Origin of the sequence: Serratia proteamaculans (assembly GCF_013337185.1) — a bacterium.
GTDB classification, from domain to species: Bacteria; Pseudomonadota; Gammaproteobacteria; order Enterobacterales; family Enterobacteriaceae; genus Serratia; species Serratia proteamaculans_D.
Window position 1 is genome coordinate 1,959,396 of sequence record NZ_SWDE01000001.1, and the last position, 18,460, is coordinate 1,977,855.

The 18,460-nt window shown below is 55.7% G+C and carries 15 protein-coding genes and 1 other annotated feature; of the genes, 4 read left to right on the forward strand and 11 right to left on the reverse strand.

Annotation, left to right across the window (positions count from 1 at the left end; all coding sequences use genetic code 11):
- Nucleotides 1–56 precede the first annotated feature (56 nt).
- The 8 genes from FCL49_RS09215 to FCL49_RS09250 form a co-directional block, all read right to left on the reverse strand.
- Nucleotides 57–1,190: a sugar diacid recognition domain-containing protein gene (locus tag FCL49_RS09215; RefSeq protein WP_174353268.1), complete on the reverse strand. Its 1,134-nt coding sequence runs from the start codon at nt 1,188–1,190 to the stop codon at nt 57–59.
- Nucleotides 1,191–1,358: 168 nt separating this feature from the next.
- Nucleotides 1,359–2,003, reverse strand: coding sequence for an adenylate kinase (adk, locus tag FCL49_RS09220; protein WP_012005578.1), 645 nt, complete (start codon nt 2,001–2,003; stop codon nt 1,359–1,361).
- 203 nt (nt 2,004–2,206) lie between these two features.
- Nucleotides 2,207–4,072 carry a molecular chaperone HtpG gene (htpG, locus tag FCL49_RS09225; RefSeq protein ID WP_174353269.1) on the reverse strand — a complete coding sequence of 622 codons (1,866 nt, stop codon included), beginning with the start codon at nt 4,070–4,072 and terminating at the stop codon, nt 2,207–2,209.
- A 135-nt stretch (nt 4,073–4,207) separates the two neighbouring features.
- Nucleotides 4,208–4,813: a recombination mediator RecR gene (gene recR, locus FCL49_RS09230; protein ID WP_012005576.1), complete on the reverse strand. Its 606-nt coding sequence runs from the start codon at nt 4,811–4,813 to the stop codon at nt 4,208–4,210.
- A complete protein-coding gene (locus FCL49_RS09235; protein WP_012005575.1) occupies nt 4,813–5,142 on the reverse strand; it encodes a YbaB/EbfC family nucleoid-associated protein in 330 nt (109 codons plus the stop codon). Before FCL49_RS09235 ends, recR begins: the two co-directional genes overlap by 1 nt.
- Before the next feature lie 41 nt (nt 5,143–5,183).
- Nucleotides 5,184–7,136, reverse strand: a complete 1,953-nt coding sequence (gene dnaX / locus FCL49_RS09240) for a DNA polymerase III subunit gamma/tau (protein WP_174353270.1) — start codon at nt 7,134–7,136, stop codon at nt 5,184–5,186.
- Nucleotides 5,787–5,851 (reverse strand) — a sequence feature (DnaX frameshifting element). (Overlaps the previous gene by 65 nt.)
- Nucleotides 7,137–7,219: 83 nt before the next feature.
- Nucleotides 7,220–7,771 carry an adenine phosphoribosyltransferase gene (gene apt / locus FCL49_RS09245; protein ID WP_017891861.1) on the reverse strand — a complete coding sequence of 184 codons (552 nt, stop codon included), beginning with the start codon at nt 7,769–7,771 and terminating at the stop codon, nt 7,220–7,222.
- 113 nt (nt 7,772–7,884) lie between these two features.
- Nucleotides 7,885–8,265 (reverse strand): DUF454 family protein, encoded by a 381-nt coding sequence (locus FCL49_RS09250; protein ID WP_174353271.1) that lies wholly within the window; start codon nt 8,263–8,265, stop codon nt 7,885–7,887.
- Between the two features lie 150 nt (nt 8,266–8,415).
- Here FCL49_RS09250 and priC point away from each other — a divergent pair, with 150 nt between their 5' ends.
- Both priC and rsmS read left to right on the forward strand, forming a co-directional pair.
- Nucleotides 8,416–8,952, forward strand: a complete 537-nt coding sequence (priC, locus tag FCL49_RS09255) for a primosomal replication protein PriC (protein ID WP_174353272.1) — start codon at nt 8,416–8,418, stop codon at nt 8,950–8,952.
- A 106-nt stretch (nt 8,953–9,058) separates the two neighbouring features.
- Nucleotides 9,059–9,238, forward strand: coding sequence for a pleiotropic regulatory protein RsmS (gene rsmS, locus FCL49_RS09260; protein WP_012005570.1), 180 nt, complete (start codon nt 9,059–9,061; stop codon nt 9,236–9,238).
- A gap of 39 nt (nt 9,239–9,277) precedes the next feature.
- Here the strand turns inward: rsmS and mscK are convergent, their stop codons facing one another.
- The 3 genes from mscK to acrR all read right to left on the reverse strand — a co-directional run bounded on the left by mscK (nt 9,278) and on the right by acrR (nt 13,822).
- Nucleotides 9,278–12,670: a mechanosensitive channel MscK gene (gene mscK, locus FCL49_RS09265; protein ID WP_174353273.1), complete on the reverse strand. Its 3,393-nt coding sequence runs from the start codon at nt 12,668–12,670 to the stop codon at nt 9,278–9,280.
- A gap of 104 nt (nt 12,671–12,774) precedes the next feature.
- The gene (locus FCL49_RS09270) at nt 12,775–13,128 is read right to left on the reverse strand and encodes a DsrE/DsrF/TusD sulfur relay family protein (protein ID WP_012005568.1); all 354 of its coding nucleotides are present in this window, start codon (nt 13,126–13,128) and stop codon (nt 12,775–12,777) included.
- Nucleotides 13,129–13,138: 10 nt separating this feature from the next.
- Nucleotides 13,139–13,822, reverse strand: coding sequence for a multidrug efflux transporter transcriptional repressor AcrR (gene acrR, locus FCL49_RS09275; protein WP_174353274.1), 684 nt, complete (start codon nt 13,820–13,822; stop codon nt 13,139–13,141).
- A 142-nt stretch (nt 13,823–13,964) separates the two neighbouring features.
- Between acrR and sdeX the strand changes: the two genes are divergently transcribed.
- Together sdeX and sdeY are read left to right on the forward strand one after the other, a co-directional pair.
- A complete protein-coding gene (sdeX, locus tag FCL49_RS09280; protein WP_012005566.1) occupies nt 13,965–15,152 on the forward strand; it encodes a multidrug efflux RND transporter periplasmic adaptor subunit SdeX in 1,188 nt (395 codons plus the stop codon).
- A gap of 17 nt (nt 15,153–15,169) precedes the next feature.
- Complete coding sequence (gene sdeY, locus FCL49_RS09285; protein ID WP_174353275.1) at nt 15,170–18,316, forward strand: multidrug efflux RND transporter permease subunit SdeY; 3,147 nt, start codon at nt 15,170–15,172, stop codon at nt 18,314–18,316.
- Nucleotides 18,317–18,460 lie beyond the last annotated feature (144 nt).

An 18,460-nucleotide genomic window follows, 5' to 3' on the forward strand; every position in this document is an offset into this window, starting at 1 on the left:
AGGAAGCCACAAAAACCCGTCGGGTGGCGCACCGGAAAATTGTGGTTTTACACAACTCAGTGGTGCATCAGCATGCCGATATATAGCTGCAAAGCATCCGTTAACTGGTTGATTTTCAATCCGGTAATCGCCTCTATGCGCTGCAGGCGATAGCGCAGGGTATTGACGTGAATATGCAGCTCGGCGGCGGTCTGCGTCTGATCACAATTCCGCGAAAAATAGTGCCGCAGGGTGCTGCGCAGTACGCCTTTTTCATCACTGGCCCCCAGGATCTGCCAGGGGCGTGAAAGCTCCTCCGCACGCCAGTCGTCACCCAAATCGCATAGCAAGGACGGCAGCGGATAATCTTGGTAGAACAGCGTCTTGTGGCGCAGTTTCAACCGCTGCGCCATCGACTGCGTGGCGCGGGCAGTCAGGTTTGAACGATGTAACCCCGCCTCACCGCTAAAGAAGCCACCGATAATCAAACGCAGGTTGAAACGCGACTGGAGCTGGCTTTGTAACTGCTGTGCCTGCTTGCGTTCCTGTTTCAAACTCCATTCCCCCTGCACCAGGCTGGCGGGCCGCAGCAGAACCATTTCGTTAAGTCCGGTGATGGCGAGCAGCGCTTCACGCTGGGTGTGTTCCAGCTCCGCCAACAGTTCACGCAACAAATTCGGCTGGGGATCCTGTAACTCCAGGATCCAGACGATACGCGGCAGTTGCAGATCCAGGCCCAGGTAGGCAGCCATCGCCTCCAGCGAGGCCGATGCCGGTTGCGGCTGCAGCAACTGATTCGCCAGTTCCTCGCGATAACGCTTTTCCCACTGGTTTTGGCTGAGCAATGCTGCCTGCTCCACCATCAGCTCAGCCGCCATTTTCACCAGTTCGGCATAAGCACGTACCTGAGTGGGTTCGCCGGAGATGCCGATCACCCCCACCTGCTGGCTGCGAAAGCTAAATGGCAGGTTAATACCTGGTTGTACACCTTTGAGATGTGCGGCGGTCACCGCGTCGATTTCCACCACCCGGTTCTCGGTTAACGCCAGTACCGCGCCCTCGTGGCGCTGGAACAGGCGTGAGGGATTACCGGAGGCGATGATGACACCGTTGCTGTCCATAACGTTGACGGAATGATTGATGATGCCCATCGCCCGCTGCACTATCTGGCGCGCGGTGGATTCTGCCAGCAAATTGGTGGTTGTGAGCATCAGGAGAGTCCCCGTGGGTTGTCATGGAGGCAGTTATACGTCATTTATCGCGGGTGATTAAAGCGCACTGGCTCAACAAGCCACGGCGATCACAGTTCGGTTGGAAAATAGCAAAAAAAAACGCCAGACCGATAAGGCCTGGCGCTATACACCGCAATGACAAACCGATCAGCCGAGGATGGTTGCCAGTTCAGCGCTCACTTCGGTCACTTTACGGGTGCCGTCGATTTTACGGTATTGGGTGTTGCCTGCTGCAGCTTCTTTGCTGTAGTAGGAAATCAACGGTGCCGTCATCTGGTGGTATTCAACCAGACGTTTGCGCACGGTTTCTTCCTGATCGTCTTTACGGGTCGTCAGGTCTTCGCCGGTTGCGTCGTCTTTGCCTTCCACCTTCGGCGGATTGAATTTAACGTGGTACACGCGGCCAGATGGCGCATGCACACGGCGACCAACGATGCGATCAACGATCAGTTCGTCCGGCACGTCGAATTCCAGCACGTAATCCACGTTGATGCCGGCTTCTTTCATCGCGTCAGCCTGTGGAATAGTGCGTGGGAAACCGTCCAGCAGGAAGCCGTTACGGCAGTCTTCCTGGGTGATGCGTTCTTTAACCAGTGCAATGACCAGTTCATCGGTTACCAGCTTGCCGGCATCCATGATTTCTTTCGCCTGCTTGCCCAGTTCACTGCCGGCCTTCACGGCTGCGCGCAACATATCACCCGTAGAGATTTGCGGAATACCGTATTTCTCCATGATGAATTGAGCCTGAGTACCTTTACCAGCGCCCGGAGCGCCCAGCAGAATGATACGCATTGCGTAAATCCCCTTGCTATGTAGTTTTTATAAAATTGCGAAAACGCTCAACCATACCATTTCAGGGGGGGCTGGCTCAAGGTACGCGAGGAAATCGATTGCGGAGCGGAAAAGGCAAGAAAGAGGATAAAACGCTGAAAATCAGTGAGAAAAGCAAAAAAAAACGCCTCCAACCTTTAGGTCAGAGGCGTATAAAGTGACAATTATGCGGACAACAGCTTATTCATGCGGCGGATAAACTGATTTGGGTCTTCCAGCGTGCCACGTTCGGCCAGCAACGCCTGATCCAATAACAGGTCAATCCATTCGGCGAATTGTTCGTTATCGCCCACATCGGATGCGCGTTTGACCAGCGCATGCTCCGGGTTCAGTTCGAAAATGTATTTCACGGCCGGCGCTTCCTGGCCCGCAGCGGCAAACAGTTTTGCCATCTGGGTGCTCATTTCATCGGCGTCGGTGATGACGATGGCCGGCGTGTCGGTCAGGCGGTGCGTCAGACGCACATCCTTCACACGGTCGCCCAGCAGGGTCTTCACGCGGTCAACAAACGGCTCCAGCTGCTTCTCGGCGGCCTTTTGCTCTTCGGTTTCATCCGCCAGCTTGTCCAGCGCGTCGTCTGCCTTGCTGACCGACTGGAACGGCTTGCCGTCAAACTCGGTCAGGTAGCTCATCATCCATTCATCGATGCGGTCAGAAAGCAGCAGCACTTCGATGCCTTTCTTACGGAACAGCTCCAGGTGCGGGCTGCTCTTGGCGGCGGCATAGCTGTCGGCAGTGATGTAATAAATCTTCTCCTGCCCTTCGGCCATGCGGCCAACGTACTCTTCCAGCGAAACGGTCTGCGCCGAGCTGTCACTCTGGGTAGAAGCGAAACGCAGCAGCTTGGCGATGGTTTCTTTGTTGTTCGCGTCTTCCGCCGGGCCTTCTTTCAACACCAGACCGAACTGCTGCCAGAACTTCTGGTAGCCTTCCGCGTCGTCTTTGGCCAGTTTTTCCAGCATCTGCAGCACACGCTTGGTCAGCGCGCCGCGCAGGTTTTGCGTCACACGGCTGTCTTGCAGAATTTCACGCGAGACGTTCAGCGGCAGATCGTTGGAATCTATCAGACCACGCACGAAACGCAGGTAGTTCGGCATGAACTGCTCAGCGTCGTCCATGATGAATACGCGCTGTACGTACAGTTTCAGACCGTGTTTGTGATCGCGGTTCCACATGTCCCACGGGGCCTGGGCCGGGATATACAGCAGGCTGGTGTATTCCTGCTTGCCTTCCACCCGGTTGTGGCTCCAGCTCAGCGGATCGGTAAAGTCGTGAGCGATGTGCTTGTAGAACTCTTTGTATTCTTCGTCGGTGACGTCGGCCTTGCTGCGGGTCCACAGGGCCTGCGCCTTGTTGATTTTTTCCCAGGTAACAGTGCCGTCTTCTTCGTTTTTGGTTTCAATCTCAACCGGCAGTGCGATGTGGTCGGAGTATTTGCCGATCACCGAACGCAGACGCCAGGCGTCGAGATATTCATCTTCGCCTTCGCGCAGATGCAGAGTGATTTCGGTACCGCGATCTTCTTTGCTGACGTCGGCAATAGTGTAATCGCCCTCACCGACAGACTCCCAGAACACGCCCTGATCGGCGGCTGCACCGGCAGCTCGGGTACGCACGGTGACTTTATCTGCCACGATAAACGCGGAGTAGAAGCCCACGCCGAACTGGCCGATCAGTTGGCTGTCTTTGGCCTGATCGGAGCCGATAGATTCGAGGAAGGCTTTAGTCCCTGATTTTGCGATGGTCCCGAGGTTTTCAATCACTTCTTCGCGGCTCATGCCAATGCCGTTGTCGGCAATGGTCAGCGTACGCTGGTCTTTATCGAAGGAAAGACGCACACGCAGCTCGCCGTCGCCTTCATACAGCTCAGGGGCGGACAGCGCGCGGAAACGCAGCTTGTCGGCGGCGTCCGAGGCGTTGGATATCAGCTCGCGCAGGAAAATTTCTTTATTGGAGTACAGCGAATGAATCATCAAATGAAGCAGTTGTTTTACTTCAGACTGGAAACCACGGGTTTCTTGACCTTTCATACTCATTGATTACCTCAAAGATATAGCTACCAAAATCGGACAATGAGGATCAAGTGGGGGTCAGGGCATTGTTTTTCAAGCGACTGGGGGGAATTTTTTTGGAAAGTAACGGGGCCGCGATGGCCCCGCCAAGCATCAGAATTTGATAACGTGGCGACCGGCCAGGGAATGCGACAGCGTGGTGCCATCGACCATCTCCAGCTCACCACCCACCGGCACGCCGTGGGCAATGCGGCTGGCCACTACGCCATACTGACCACACATCTCGGCGATGTAGTTGGCGGTTGCGTCACCTTCTACCGTCGGGTTGGTCGCCAGGATCACTTCAGTGACGCTTTCTTTTTCCAGCCGTTGCTCCAGCCGATCCAGACCGATATCACCTGGGCCAATGCCATCCATCGGCGACAGGTGGCCCATCAACACAAAGTAGCGCCCGGCGAACTGGCCGGTCTGCTCGATGGCGTGAATATCAGCCGGGCTTTCCACCACGCAGATCTGGCCGTTTTGTTGACGACGCGGATTAGCGCAGATGGTGCAGATATCCTGCTCGGTGAAGGTGCGGCAATCGGCACAGTGACCGATTTCCGACATGGCGCGGGTCAGCGCCTGCGCCAAACGCATGCCACCGCTGCGATCGCGCTGCAACAGTTGGAATGCCATGCGCTGCGCCGACTTCGGGCCAACGCCCGGCAGGCAACGCAACGCCTCCATCAGTGTTTCAAGGAGCGGGCTGGTTTGCATCAGAACGGCATCTTAAAGCCAGGTGGCAGTTGCATGCCATTGGATACAGACGCCATCTTCTCTTTCTGGGTTTCGTCGATACGACGTGCGGCGTCGTTGATCGCCGCAGCGATCAGGTCTTCCAGCATATCTTTATCGTCTTCCATCAGGCTCGGATCGATCTCCACACGACGGCAGTTGTGCGCGCCATTGATGGTGACTTTCACCAGGCCGGCACCGGATTCGCCAGTCACTTCCAATTTGGCGACTTCTTCCTGCATCTGCTGCATTTTTTCTTGCATTTGCTGGGCTTGCTTCATCAGGTTGCCCAGACCGCCTTTACCAAACATAGTCGTCTCTCGTCGCTAGGGCCGCGCACTTTACGCAGCGTTTAAATGGGGCGAATACTCTCTTCATCCAGGTCCGCGTCGAAGAAACGGCGCAGGGTCTGGATATGGGTATCCGCAACGATCGACTGGCGCGCCTGCGCCAGTTTTTCTTCGTAAATGGCTTGTCGCCACTCCAGCGGAGTCCGCTCCGCCGGATTATCGTCTTCCACCACGGTCAACTCAACCGGGCTACCGTACAGCTCGCTGAGCGCATCGGTCAGGACCTTCTGCGCCGAAGGCGAATTCAGATGGCGCTGCGACGACCGCAGGTGAAGACAAATCTTACCGGGTTCCAACTGTTGTTTAACCGCGTTTAATGCCAGTTGCTGCACCAGTTTTGGAATTTTAAGCTTATCGATTTCCGCCGCCCAGGCATCGCGTTCCAGCGATTCAACCACCAGCTTGGCCGACAGCTCGGGCGTTTTCTCATGTTCGAGCGCGGTGCGCAACGCTTTCGGCGTAGCCAGCGGCTCCGGTTCGGCCTCCGGCTCGGTCAGTGCGCGCCAGCGGTAAGCCTCCGGCTTGGCTGGTTTTTCCTGCACGAGCTTTTCCGCCTGGCGCTGCTGGCTGCGCTCAGTCACGGAAGCCAACCGCTCCAGTGCTGAGTTCGCCGGCCGCGCTTTTCCAGGCGCCGCCGGTTCACTCTTTTTTGTTGTGGATGCTCCCTGCTGCCTCAGCAGTTGGGTACGCGCCTTTAATAATTGCGCGGTGGCATCCGGTAAATTCGCTTGCTGATTGTTCTGTGGCGCAACCTGCCCTAACGGCGGCGGTGCGTCCTGAAATTGTGGCGGCTGAGCCACCTGAGCCTGTGGCTGCGCCATCTGCACTGGTGCGGTTTGCACCATGGCTACCGGCTCCGGGATCACCGCTTTCGGGTGAAACGCCAGCGCGCGCAGCAGGGTCATTTCAACCCCCATGCGACGATCCGGCGCAAAGGCCAGCTCTTTGCGGCCAACCAACAGCGTCTGGTAATAGAGTTGTACGTCAGTCGGCGGCAAGGTACGCGCCAGCTCACGCAGCCGCTGTTCAATAGCGGCGTAATGATTATCCAACACCGACGGCAGCAACTGCACCATCGCAATACGGTGCAGCAACGCCAGCGTCTCGATCAGCAGATTTTCCCAATCGACACCGCGCGAAGCAGCCTGCGCGACCTGCGCCATCACCTTTTCGCCATCGGCACTGACCAGCGCTTCGAGGATTGCCAGCGGTTGTTCATCGTCAAGCGTACCGAGCATTTGGCTGACGGTAGCAGTGGTCACCTGCCCCTGGCCCATGGCAATCGCCTGGTCAGTGAGGCTCAGTGCATCACGCATGCTGCCATCGGCGGCACGCGCCAATAGCTGCAACGCACGCTGATCGCTGGTGATCTGTTCTGCCTGCAGCACCGTTTCCAACTGACTGCGGATCTGATCGACGTCCAGCGCCTTCAGATGAAATTGCAGACAGCGGGACAGAATGGTTACCGGCAACTTTTGCGGATCGGTAGTTGCCAACAGGAATTTGACGTGCGAAGGCGGCTCTTCCAGCGTTTTCAACAGCGCATTGAAGCTGTGGCGCGAGAGCATGTGCACTTCGTCAATCAGGTAAACCTTGAAGCGGCCGCGGGCGGGGGCGTACTGGACGTTATCCAGCAAATCGCGGGTATCTTCCACCTTGGTTCTGGACGCGGCGTCAATCTCGATAAGATCGACAAAACGCCCCTGCTCAATCTCGCGGCAGTTATCGCATTGACCGCACGGCGTGGCGGTGATGCCGGTTTCACAGTTCAGGCCTTTGGCCAGCAGGCGCGCAATGGTGGTTTTACCCACGCCGCGCGTACCCGAGAACAGATAGGCGTGATGGATCCGCCCCAGCGAGAGGCCGTTAGCCAGTGCCGTCAGGACGTGTTCCTGTCCGACAACATCTGCAAACGTTTGAGGGCGCCACTTACGGGCTAGAACCTGATAGCTCATTAATACCGGAAAAGTCGAGTAATCTGGAGGGTCATGCTAACACAGCCCCGCGGCGATCCGCGAGGCCGTTGTGGTAATGCAGATCAGTGGCCGGAGAAGTTGACCAGGCTGTAGCATTCAATACCCAGGGTGTTTAAACGCGCTTCACCGCCGAGATCCGGCAGATTGATAATGAAGGCGGCGTCTGTCACTTCACCACCCAGACGGCGGATCAGTTTTGCGGTGGCTTCGATGGTGCCGCCAGTGGCCAGCAGATCGTCCACCACCAGCACTTTATCACCGGCGCTGATAGCATCGGTGTGGATTTCCAACTTGTCGGTGCCGTATTCCAGCTCATAGCTTTCGCTGAGGGTGGCACGCGGCAGTTTGCCCGGTTTGCGCACCGGTACAAAACCCACGCCCAGCGCCAACGCAACCGGGGCGCCAAACAGGAAGCCGCGCGCTTCGGTGCCAACCACTTTGGTGACGCCCGCTTCGCGGAAACGCTCAACCAGCAATTCGATGCTGGCAGCGTAGGCCAGCGGGTTTTCCAGCAGGCTGGTGACGTCGCGGAACAGTATGCCCGGCTTAGGGTAATCCGGAATGGTTTTGATACTGTCTTTAATAAACTGAAGCTGCTGCGCAGTAGCGGTCATAATTGTTGCCTGATAAAACTGCCTGATGACTTGCGCGCAGGTCATCTTAACCCGCACACGAAAACGCTCAAATTTATGCAAACTGGCGGACAAATGCAACCTGCGGTGTACGATCAGCGCTGTTTTTGTTGCGGCAGGTCAACAACCGGCAGCCGCAACATAAAGATCAGCAAAATGACCAGCATCACTAACAGTAAACCGCGCACCCACCAAAGCTTCACCAACCACAGCGAAACCGCAAACGTCAGCACAATCATCAATACCGCCTTCCATTTGGCCCCTGGCGGCAAGGCACGGTGCTGTTGCCAGTGGCGCAGATAGGGGCCAAACCATGAACGGTACAGCAACCAGGCATGAAATCGCGGCGACGAACGGGCAAAGCACCAGGCGGCCAACAGCAGAAAGGGCGTGGTGGGCAGCAGCGGCAATACCACGCCCAGCGTCGCCAGCAACACCGCCAGCCAACCGAGGATTATCAATAACCAACGCGTCATGGGGGTCCTTGTCCATCAATCTGTCTGACGTTACTTTATCACCGGCGTCACCTGCGCCACCAGCCGCAACGGCCGGAATATACGCGCGGCGCTTGTTTCGCGGCGTGATCGCGGGCAAGCTGAGCCCACTATCATCGTCATGGAGCCAACGTGAGCACTCAGCGTCTCTTACAAGTGTTAGAACAACAGATCACCGTGTTAGCCGGCGAAATCACGCCGCAAGGTGACGCGCCGATCCCTCAGGCACGCTTTGACGCTGCGTTATTTTCCAACCGCGGCACCCGGCTGCGCGATTACCTGACCGAAGTGCAAAAGAACTTCGCCCAGTTGCAAACCGCCGCCAACGACAGCCGCACCACCCAGGTGGCCTTTCTGGCCGAGAGACTGGTGGCGCAGATCACCGCCCTGCAGCGCGAATTGGCCACCCAGGCACTGCGCCGGAAAAATCAGCCCAAGGAAGTCGTGGCGGCCGATTTGTACCATAAGCTGGCTGAACATCAGGATTATGAGCGTCGGATCATTGCGATGATCCAGGATCGGGAAAGCCTGCTGGGCAGACAGACCACGCTGGCGGCACAGCAAAAATTGCAGCATGAGCTGGCGGCGCTGGAAGGCCGGTTAATGCGTTGCCGTCAGGCGCTGGCACGGATTGAGCGCAGTATCGAACGTAAAGAAAACGGTTTTTGAAGATTTATCACAATATTTTAATGTTTATTCCCCGCCGCGGACCTTGTTCACTATACTCAGCCGAAGCGAATCATCACTCATTCATCTCAATTTAAACGTGGGTTTTATGTCTCTGGAAAATGCCTCAGCAGAATTGCAACTGGCGGTAGATCTGATTTACCTGCTGGAATGTAATGAGATCGATCCGGCCACCGCGCTGGCGGCGCTGGATATTGTCAAACGGGACTATCAGGAAAAGTTGCAGCGCAACGGTGTCACCTCCCCTTACCTGCCTGTCGGCCAGTAAAAAGGGTTTAGGTTGCGCTGAACCCTGCTTCTCATTCCATTAGCCTGCCGGCGTACCGCCTTCATCCGGCGATAATGTCCGTTTCACTTCCTGCACCTCGTTGCCCTGCTGATTGTGCAAATACACCTCAAGCTGGTTGAAGGCGATATTGATATCGTTCTCACGGCACAGGCGTTCGATCGAGCGGTTCAGTTCGTCAACGGTGTAGCTGCGGTCACGCAACTCACGCACGTAAAGGCGCAGTTCGTGATCCAGCGTGCTGGCGCCGAAATTAAGGAAGAATACCTGCGGTTCGGGATCGGTCATCACCCGCGGGTTATCCCGCGCCGCCTGCAACAGCACCGCTTTCACCTTGTCCAGATCGGACCCGTAGGCTACGCCAACCTTGATCAATACGCGGGTGATGGTGTCTGACAGCGACCAGTTGATCAACCGCTCGGTGACAAACGCCTTGTTCGGGATGATCACTTCTTTGCGGTCAAAGTCGGTGATGGTGGTGGCACGAATGCGAATTTTGCTGACCGAGCCTGAGAAACTGCCGATAGTAATGGTATCGCCGATACGGATCGGCCGTTCAAACAGGATAATCAGACCGGAGACAAAGTTGGCGAAAATCTCCTGCAAACCGAAGCCCAGCCCGACGGTCAAACCGGCCGCCAGCCACTGCAGCTTATCCCAGGATACGCCCAGCGATCCTAGTGCGGTCACTGCGCCCACGGTGGTGATCAGATAGGTCAGTATGGTGGTGACGGCGTAAGAGGTGCCTTGCCGCAGCTGCAGCCGCGACAACACCACCACTTCCAGTAAACCCGGCAGGTTGCGCGTCATGACGTAGGCGACGATAACCGCCGCTATTGCTACCATCATATTGCCCAGCGTTACCGCCTGCGCCACGCTGCTGCCGGCAACGGTGGCGGTGTAATGCCATAGCGTGATGCTGTCCAGATACGAGATCACCGTCACCAGATCGGACCAAATGGCATAAAAGGCGCTGGCGAAGATAATAAACAGCGCCATGGTGGTCAGACGCAGCGACTGCTGGTTGATTTGATCGAGTGCCAAAGGAGGTTCCTCAACCGGCTCCAGCCCTTCGGCCCCCTCTTTCTCTTTCGTCAGGCTTTGGCGACGGGCCAGCGCACGGCGATAGGCCAGGCGGCGCGCCGCGACGCTCAAGCCACGGATCGCGGTCAGATAAACAATATTCCACAGGAAAAACAGGTACAGGCTGTCGATCCAGCGGCCGGCCAACCGCAGCGTGGTGTAGAAGTAACCGGCAAACATCAGCCCAAGCAGGATCAGCGGCGTGGCGGCAATGGCGGTCACAATCACCAGCCGCACCGCGTGCGAACCTTTCTCTCGCCAACTGTCGCGACACATCGGGAACACCAGCACGGTCAGCAGTGCCAACGTCAGCATCACCACCACCTGGCCGATCACGTCTTCCACCAGCCGCAGCGGCGCTTTCTCACCCAGCACCGACCAGAAGATCAACGGCAGCAGCGCCAGGCCCAGGCGCACCGTCTGACGGCGGTAATGCGCACAAAGCTCAGGAGCAAAATTGAAGTGCCGCTCACAAACGCCGCCCACAGCCAGCATGCGGTAGGTGAAGCCGAAAATCAGCCAGAATAGCGCCAACTGCTGCGACAGCGCCCAGATGAAATCACTGAGGCCAATTTCGGCTCGATCCCCCCAGAACCCCGCCCCCAACAACAGCGCCGAGCCGGGAACGACCTTCAGCAAGGTCAGTAAGATGGCTTTTGGCGTGTGCAATTGACCATCGCGCTTTAACTGCCCGACATCATTGGCCAACCGTTGCAAATGGCTGTCGATCAGCTTGTAGCGCCAGCGTAACAGGCCGAGCAGCAGCAACAGCGGGATCAGCACCACCAGTGAATTCAAACCGCCCTGCACCACTTTGCCCAGGTCTAATTTGAAATCGAGGGTGGCAAGCTGGTCTTTGACCGCCCCCGGCAGAGCTTTCAACCACGCCAAATCGACCGGTTTGTTACTGTTAACCCAAAAAATCTGCTGGGTCAGCGTATCCCGCAGTGAGCTGTTAACGCTGGTCAACTGCTGTTGGTTGATCTGCAGATTGATCGACTGCGCCAACTGATTGCTGAGCTGTTTGTTCAACTGATCCAGCAGCTCACGCCGCATATCGACGATTTCATTTAGAGCGTCCAGTACGTCTGCACTGGCTTTTTCTTTACTGTCGGCAACCAGCTTGTTGATGTAATCGTCGCCTTTGAACAGGTCGTCGCGCTGCTGGTTGATATCAAACTGTTCCAGACGCAGATCGGCGATGCGCGTGCCCATGTCCGCCACCAGCGTGCCCTGCGGCAGGCTCTGCTGCTGTTGATACAAAATGCGCGACAGCACCAGACTGCCCTTCAACACCTGGATCTGTTCCTTCAGATTGCGCTCCGCCTGCAGGCCGCGATCGAGCCAGTTCTTCACCCGAATATTCTGCTGGAACAATATATTGCTTTCTTCGGTGGCGGCTATCAGCCGTTGGCTGAGCTGGCGGTTGACGTTTAGCTCCTTGCTGACCAACTGATCGTGCTGAATGTCCGTGGCGTCTTCCGGGTTCTGCGCCTCTTTGGCGGTTTTTTCCGACAGCGTCAGGCGTTTGCTGTTGACCACTTCTTGCAGCAACTGCACGCTGTGATCCAGCGCATCTATATGCCCGGTGGTGTAATCGCGCTGTTTCTGTAGCAGATCCTGCAGGGTGGTATTGGCTTCCAGGCTTTTGCGTTGCAGATCAATTTGCGCATTGAGCAACGTCTGTTCGGTTGCCAGCATCACTAACTGGCTGTCGCGCAGTGAGTTTTGGCCCGGCGTCTGATCGTTGATCTGGTTTCGGATCTCCTGCAGGCGCTGCGAAGCGGTATACATGCTGCTCTGCACCCGCTCCGGCTGGGTCTGCAGTGAAACCAGTTGGCTGTTATAGGTCGACAGGTTTTCCTGCGCAGTCTGCAGGTCGTCGAGGGTTTGATAAAGGCGGGTTTCCAACTGGCGCAGCGAAAGCGGCAGCAGTTCGGCTCTGGCGGCCGTGCTATCTACCGGCGCCTTAAGCGCATCGAGATCGGCGGTCACCTGACGCAGCTTGCCCGGCGCCAGTTGCAACTGCTGCTTAAGCTGAGCGCTATCTTGTTTGGTGCGCTCAATCGCATCCAGCAGCTCAAGCGTGCGGGCCAAATCTTGCTGGGTGAGCTTATTGACCGGGGTCAGCGTCTTTTGCTTGTTCAGCGCTTCAAGCTGGCTTTGAATTTCGCTGCGGGACGGCAGGTCGCCATTCAGGGACGCATGGGCCACAGGTTGGCACACCGCGCAAACCGCGATCAGTAAAAACAGGGCAAGGGTGCGGGAAAGGCTCACACTCAAGAACCAGGGGAACGCCAGAAAAGAACCTTTAGCTAACCTGCGATGCATGATTTGGCTTCGAATCAATAATAAAGAAGCCTAAAGATTATCACGATCGCAGATAGTCAAAAAATAAGAAAAGCATTGCTGGTGATGTACAGATGTCGCAGGAATCAGAACGTCAGCACTTTCCCGGCCGCCAGCGTCCACTGCGCCAACTCGACCAGGGTTCCGATCTCTACCCCATCCGCCAGCGGCAGTTGGCTCACACCACGCGCGTCGGCACAGGTCTTGCAGAGTTTCACCGGCACCTGTTGCGCAGTGAGAATCTCCAGCATCTGCTGTAAATGGTAACCTTCGCGCGGCTGTTGCCCCGCCAAACCGGCCACCACCGCATCGGACATCAGAAACAGTTTCAGGTCGAGATCGCTTTGCTGCTCTTTCAGGGTAATGGCCAGACGCAGGGCGTTAAACAGGGATTCGTGGCCATAGGCGGCGCCATTGGCAATCAACACAACGGATGACATGGTGTTTCTCCTATAAAGGATGGATTTCGACGCTGCACTGCTGCGTCGCCAGTTCTTCCGGCTTGACTCGTAAGGCAGGACTGAATTTGGCCATTTCGAGGAAAGAGTCGATCAACACCGTCGCTTCGGCTTTCAGATCAAAGCTCTCCGGCATAAACAGCCAATTCTCCATCAGGCCGGTAATATAAGCATGCAGGATAATTGCCGCTCGCCGGGTGTGCAAATCAGCCGGCAGTTGACCATGCCCCATACAGTCACGCAGCACCGACTCAATGCGCTCATAACCTGCCAGGTACAAGACTTTACGCGCTTCATGCAGCGGCATCATTTCACCGACGAATTCGCACTTGTGGAAAACGATCTCCATCAGCGCTCGTCGGCGGCTGTCATCGACCGTAGCCGTCAGAATGTAAATCAGAATTTCTCGTAAAATACGCAGTGGATTCTCAGGGAACTTTGCCTGATACTCTAGTTCCAGATCGCCAATTTTTGACTCTGATAATTCCCAAACTTCGTTAAACAGGTCTACCTTGTTCTTGAAGTGCCAATAAATTGCACCACGCGTAACTCCGGCAGCAGTGGCAATATCTGTCAGTGACGTTGCGGAAACGCCACGTTCAGAAAATTCTTGCACCGCAGCATCAAGTATGTGCTGTCGAGTTTCTAGCGCCTGCTGTTTGGTTTTTCGTGCCATGACGTTGTTTTTTAGGGGGAGTGTGATTTACATACATTCGCGTATGTATGTACCATAGCACGCACATATAATTAACGCAGCAATGGGTTTTAAAGCTTGTGATCCATTGATCATTTTGAAATCGGACACTTGAGGTTTTTCTATGAACAAAAACAGAGGGTTAACGCCTCTGGCGGCAGTTCTGATGCTTTCAGGCAGCTTAATGCTTACAGGATGTAACGATAAAGAAACCCAACAGCAAGGCGCCCAACCACCGGCTCCCGAAGTGGGTGTAGTGACATTGAAGGCCGAGCCTCTCAATATGACTACCGATCTTCCTGGCCGTACCGCTGCGTATCGTATCGCCGAAGTTCGCCCTCAGGTTAGTGGCATTATCCTGAAACGCAACTTTGTTGAAGGCAGTGATATCAAAGCAGGCACTTCCCTGTATCAGATCGATCCTGCTACCTATCAGGCAAGCTATGACAGCGCCAAAGGCGACCTGGCTAAAGCACAGGCCAGCGCTTCTATCGCTCGCGTAACGGTCAACCGTTACAAACCCTTGCTGGGCACCAGTTACATCAGCAAGCAGGATTACGATACTGCCGTTTCCAACCTGCAGCAGGCAGACGCCGCTGTGATAGCCGCAAAAGCGGCGGTAGAAACTGCGCGTATCAACCTGGCTTACACCAAAGTGACATCCCCAATCTCCGGGCGTATCGGCAAATCTTCCGTAACCGAAGGTGCGCTGGTCAGCAACGGTCAAACCACAGCGCTGTCTACCGTGCAACAGTTGGATCCGATTTACGTCGACGTAACCCAATCAAGCAACGATTTCCTGCGCCTGAAGCAAGAACTGGCCAGCGGTGCGCTGAAACAGGAAAACGGCAAGGCCAAGGTGAAACTGCTGCTGGAGAACGGCGCGCAATACGCTCAGGAAGGCACGCTGGAATTCTCTGACGTCACCGTAGATGAAACCACCGGCTCTATCACCATTCGCGCCCTGTTCCCTAACCCGAACGATACGCTGCTGCCAGGTATGTTCGTTCGCGCCCGTCTGGACGAAGGCGTGCGCAGCGATGCATTGCTGGTGCCACAACAGGGTGTAACGCGTAACCCGCGTGGTGAAGCTACCGCGATGGTGGTGGGCGCTGACGATAAAGTCGAAATGCGCACGCTGAAAGCGGACCAGGCGATTGGTGACAAATGGTTGGTTACCGACGGTCTGAAAGCCGGCGACCGCGTGATTGTCACTGGCCTGATGAAAGTCCGCCCAGGCGCTCAGGTAAAAGTGCAGGAAGTTGACACTCAGGCGCAAAAGCAGCCGCAGTCTGAAGCGCAGAAGTCATAAAAAGGAGCCGGTAAGACATGGCTAAGTTCTTTATAGATCGCCCGATTTTCGCCTGGGTAATCGCCATCATCGTCATGTTGGCGGGTGTGCTGTCAATAATGAAACTGCCGATTGCGCAGTATCCAACTATTGCACCACCGGCGGTTAGTATTTCCGCAAACTATCCGGGCGCAGATGCAAAAACGGTGCAGGATACCGTGACTCAGATTATCGAACAGAACATGAACGGTATCGATAATCTGATGTACATGTCCTCCACCAGTGATTCCTCTGGTAGCGTAACCATTACACTGACGTTTAACTCCGGCACTGACCCTGACATCGCGCAGGTTCAGGTTCAGAACAAACTGTCATTGGCTACGCCGTTACTGCCGCAAGAAGTCCAGCAGCAGGGCCTGAAGGTTGAAAAGTCCAGCAGCAGCTTCCTGATGGTAGCCGGCTTCATTTCCGACGATCCGAGCATGACTCAGGACGATATCGCGGACTATGTGGCCTCCAACATCAAGGACCCGATCAGCCGTTCATCCGGCGTGGGTGAAGTGCAGCTGTTTGGTGCCCAGTACGCGATGCGTGTCTGGTTGGATCCGAATAAGCTCAATAACTTCCAATTGACCACTACGGATGTGACGTCCGCCATTACCGAGCAGAACAACCAGATCGCCGCAGGGCAATTGGGCGGGATGCCACCGGTGCCGGGCCAACAGCTTAACGCCTCGATCATCGCTCAGACCCGTCTGACCTCACCTGAAGAGTTCGGCAAAATTCTGCTGAAGGTAAATGCCGACGGTTCTCAGGTTCGCCTGAGCGACGTGGCACACATTGAACGCGGTGCTGAAAGCTATGCCGTGACCGCACGTTATAACGGTAAACCGGCAGCGGGTCTGGGTATCAAACTGGCTACCGGTGCCAACGCCCTGAACACCGCACAAGGTGTGAAAGACGCGCTGACCAAAATGCAGCCTTTCTTCCCGCAAGGGATGAAAGTGGTTTATCCGTACGACACCACGCCATTCGTTAAGATCTCGATTAACGAAGTGGTGAAAACGCTGATCGAAGCCATCATCCTGGTATTCCTGGTGATGTATTTGTTCCTGCAAAACTTCCGTGCAACCTTGATCCCAACCATTGCGGTACCGGTGGTGTTGCTGGGGACCTTTGCCATTCTGGCGGCCTTCGGCTTCTCGATAAACACCCTGACGATGTTCGGCATGGTGCTGGCGATAGGCTTGTTGGTAGATGATGCCATCGTGGTGGTAGAGAACGTCGAGCGTGTAATGTCCGAAGAGGGACTGCCACCGAAAGAAGCCACCAAGAAATCGATGGAACAGATCCAGGGCGCGTTGGTCGGTATTGCCATGGTGCTGTCGGCGGTATTCGTCCCTATGGCGTTCTTCGGCGGCTCGACCGGTGCCATCTATCGTCAGTTCTCCATCACCATCGTTTCTGCGATGGCGCTGTCGGTACTGGTAGCATTGATTTTGACGCCTGCACTGTGCGCCACCTTGTTGAAACCCGTAGCGAAAGGCGACCACGGGGTTAAAACCGGCTTCTTCGGTTGGTTTAACCGCATGTTCGAAAAGAGCACCCATCACTACACCGACAGCGTAGCCAACATTCTGCGCAGCACCGGTCGTTATCTGGTGATCTACCTGCTGATCGTTGTCGGCATGGCGCTGCTGTTCCTGCGCTTGCCTTCTTCGTTCCTGCCGGACGAAGACCAGGGCATTTTGCTGACCATGGTGCAGTTGCCTGCGGGTGCAACCGAAGCTCGTACCTCCAAGGTTCTGGAAGAAGTTACCGACTACTTCCTGACCAAAGAAAAAGACAACGTGGTTTCGGTGTTTACCGTTGCGGGCTTCGGCTTTAACGGTAACGGTCAGAACAACGGTCTGTCGTTTGTCAGCCTGAAAGACTGGTCTGAACGTAAAGGTGAAGAGAATAAGGTACCGGCGATTGCAGGCCGCGCAATGGGCGCGTTCTCGCAAATCAAAGATGGCCTGGTATTCCCGTTCAACCTGCCGGCGATTATCGAACTGGGTACCGCGACCGGTTTTGACTTCCAGCTGATTGACCAGGGTGGCCTGGGGCATGAGAAACTGACCGAAGCACGTAACCAGTTGCTGGGCATGGCTGCCAAGCATCCGGACATGCTGGTGGGTATGCGCCCTAACGGTCTGGAAGATACGCCGCAGTTCAAGCTGATTATTGACCAGGAAAAAGCCAAGGCACTGGGCGTTAGCATTACCACCATTAACAGCACGCTGAGCACCGCGTTGGGGGGTTCTTACGTTAACGACTTCATCGACCGTGGTCGTGTGAAGAAAGTGTACGTACAGGCTGATGCACCCTTCCGTATGTTGCCGGAAGACATCAATAAATGGTTTGTCCGCGGCACCAGCGGCCAGATGGTTCCGTTCTCCGCCTTCTCCTCGGCGAAATGGGAATACGGTTCACCGCGTCTGGAACGTTATAACGGTCTGCCTTCCATGGAAATCCTGGGTCAGGCAACGCCAGGCAAGAGTACCGGTGAAGCCATGAACCTGATGGAAGAACTGGCCTCCAAGCTGCCGAGCGGCATTGGTTACGACTGGACCGGTATGTCCTATCAGGAACGTCTGTCCGGCAACCAGGCTCCAGCACTGTATGCCATCTCGATTCTGGTGGTGTTCCTGTGTCTGGCAGCATTGTACGAGAGCTGGTCAATTCCGTTCTCGGTCATGCTGGTTCTGCCACTGGGGGTTATCGGTGCGTTGCTGGCGGCCACCATGCGCGGCCTTAACAACGACGTTTACTTCCAGGTGGGGCTGTTGACCACCATAGGTCTGTCGGCGAAGAACGCCATATTGATTGTGGAGTTCGCCAAGGACCTGATGGATAAAGAAGGCAAGGGTCTGATAGAAGCCACGTTGGAAGCGGTGCGTATGCGTCTGCGTCCAATTCTGATGACTTCTCTGGCATTCATCCTCGGGGTACTGCCGCTGGTTATCAGCAGCGGTGCAGGCTCCGGCGCGCAGAACGCGGTAGGTACCGGCGTTATGGGCGGGATGATTACCGCGACCGTGCTGGCCATCTTCTTCGTTCCGGTCTTCTTCGTGGTGGTTCGCCGCCGCTTCAGCAGGAAGTCTGACGATGTGGAACACAGCCATCCGGTTGATCATCACTGATTAAAGTAGTGATCCCAAACCTCTGAATACAAAGGCCGCTTATGCGGCCTTTTTCTTTGGCTTCATCGGCTTAATGCAAACCACTCTCATTAATTTATCGGCCAATGCATTTTGTACTTGATCCGCCCTGCCGTGCGGCGCATA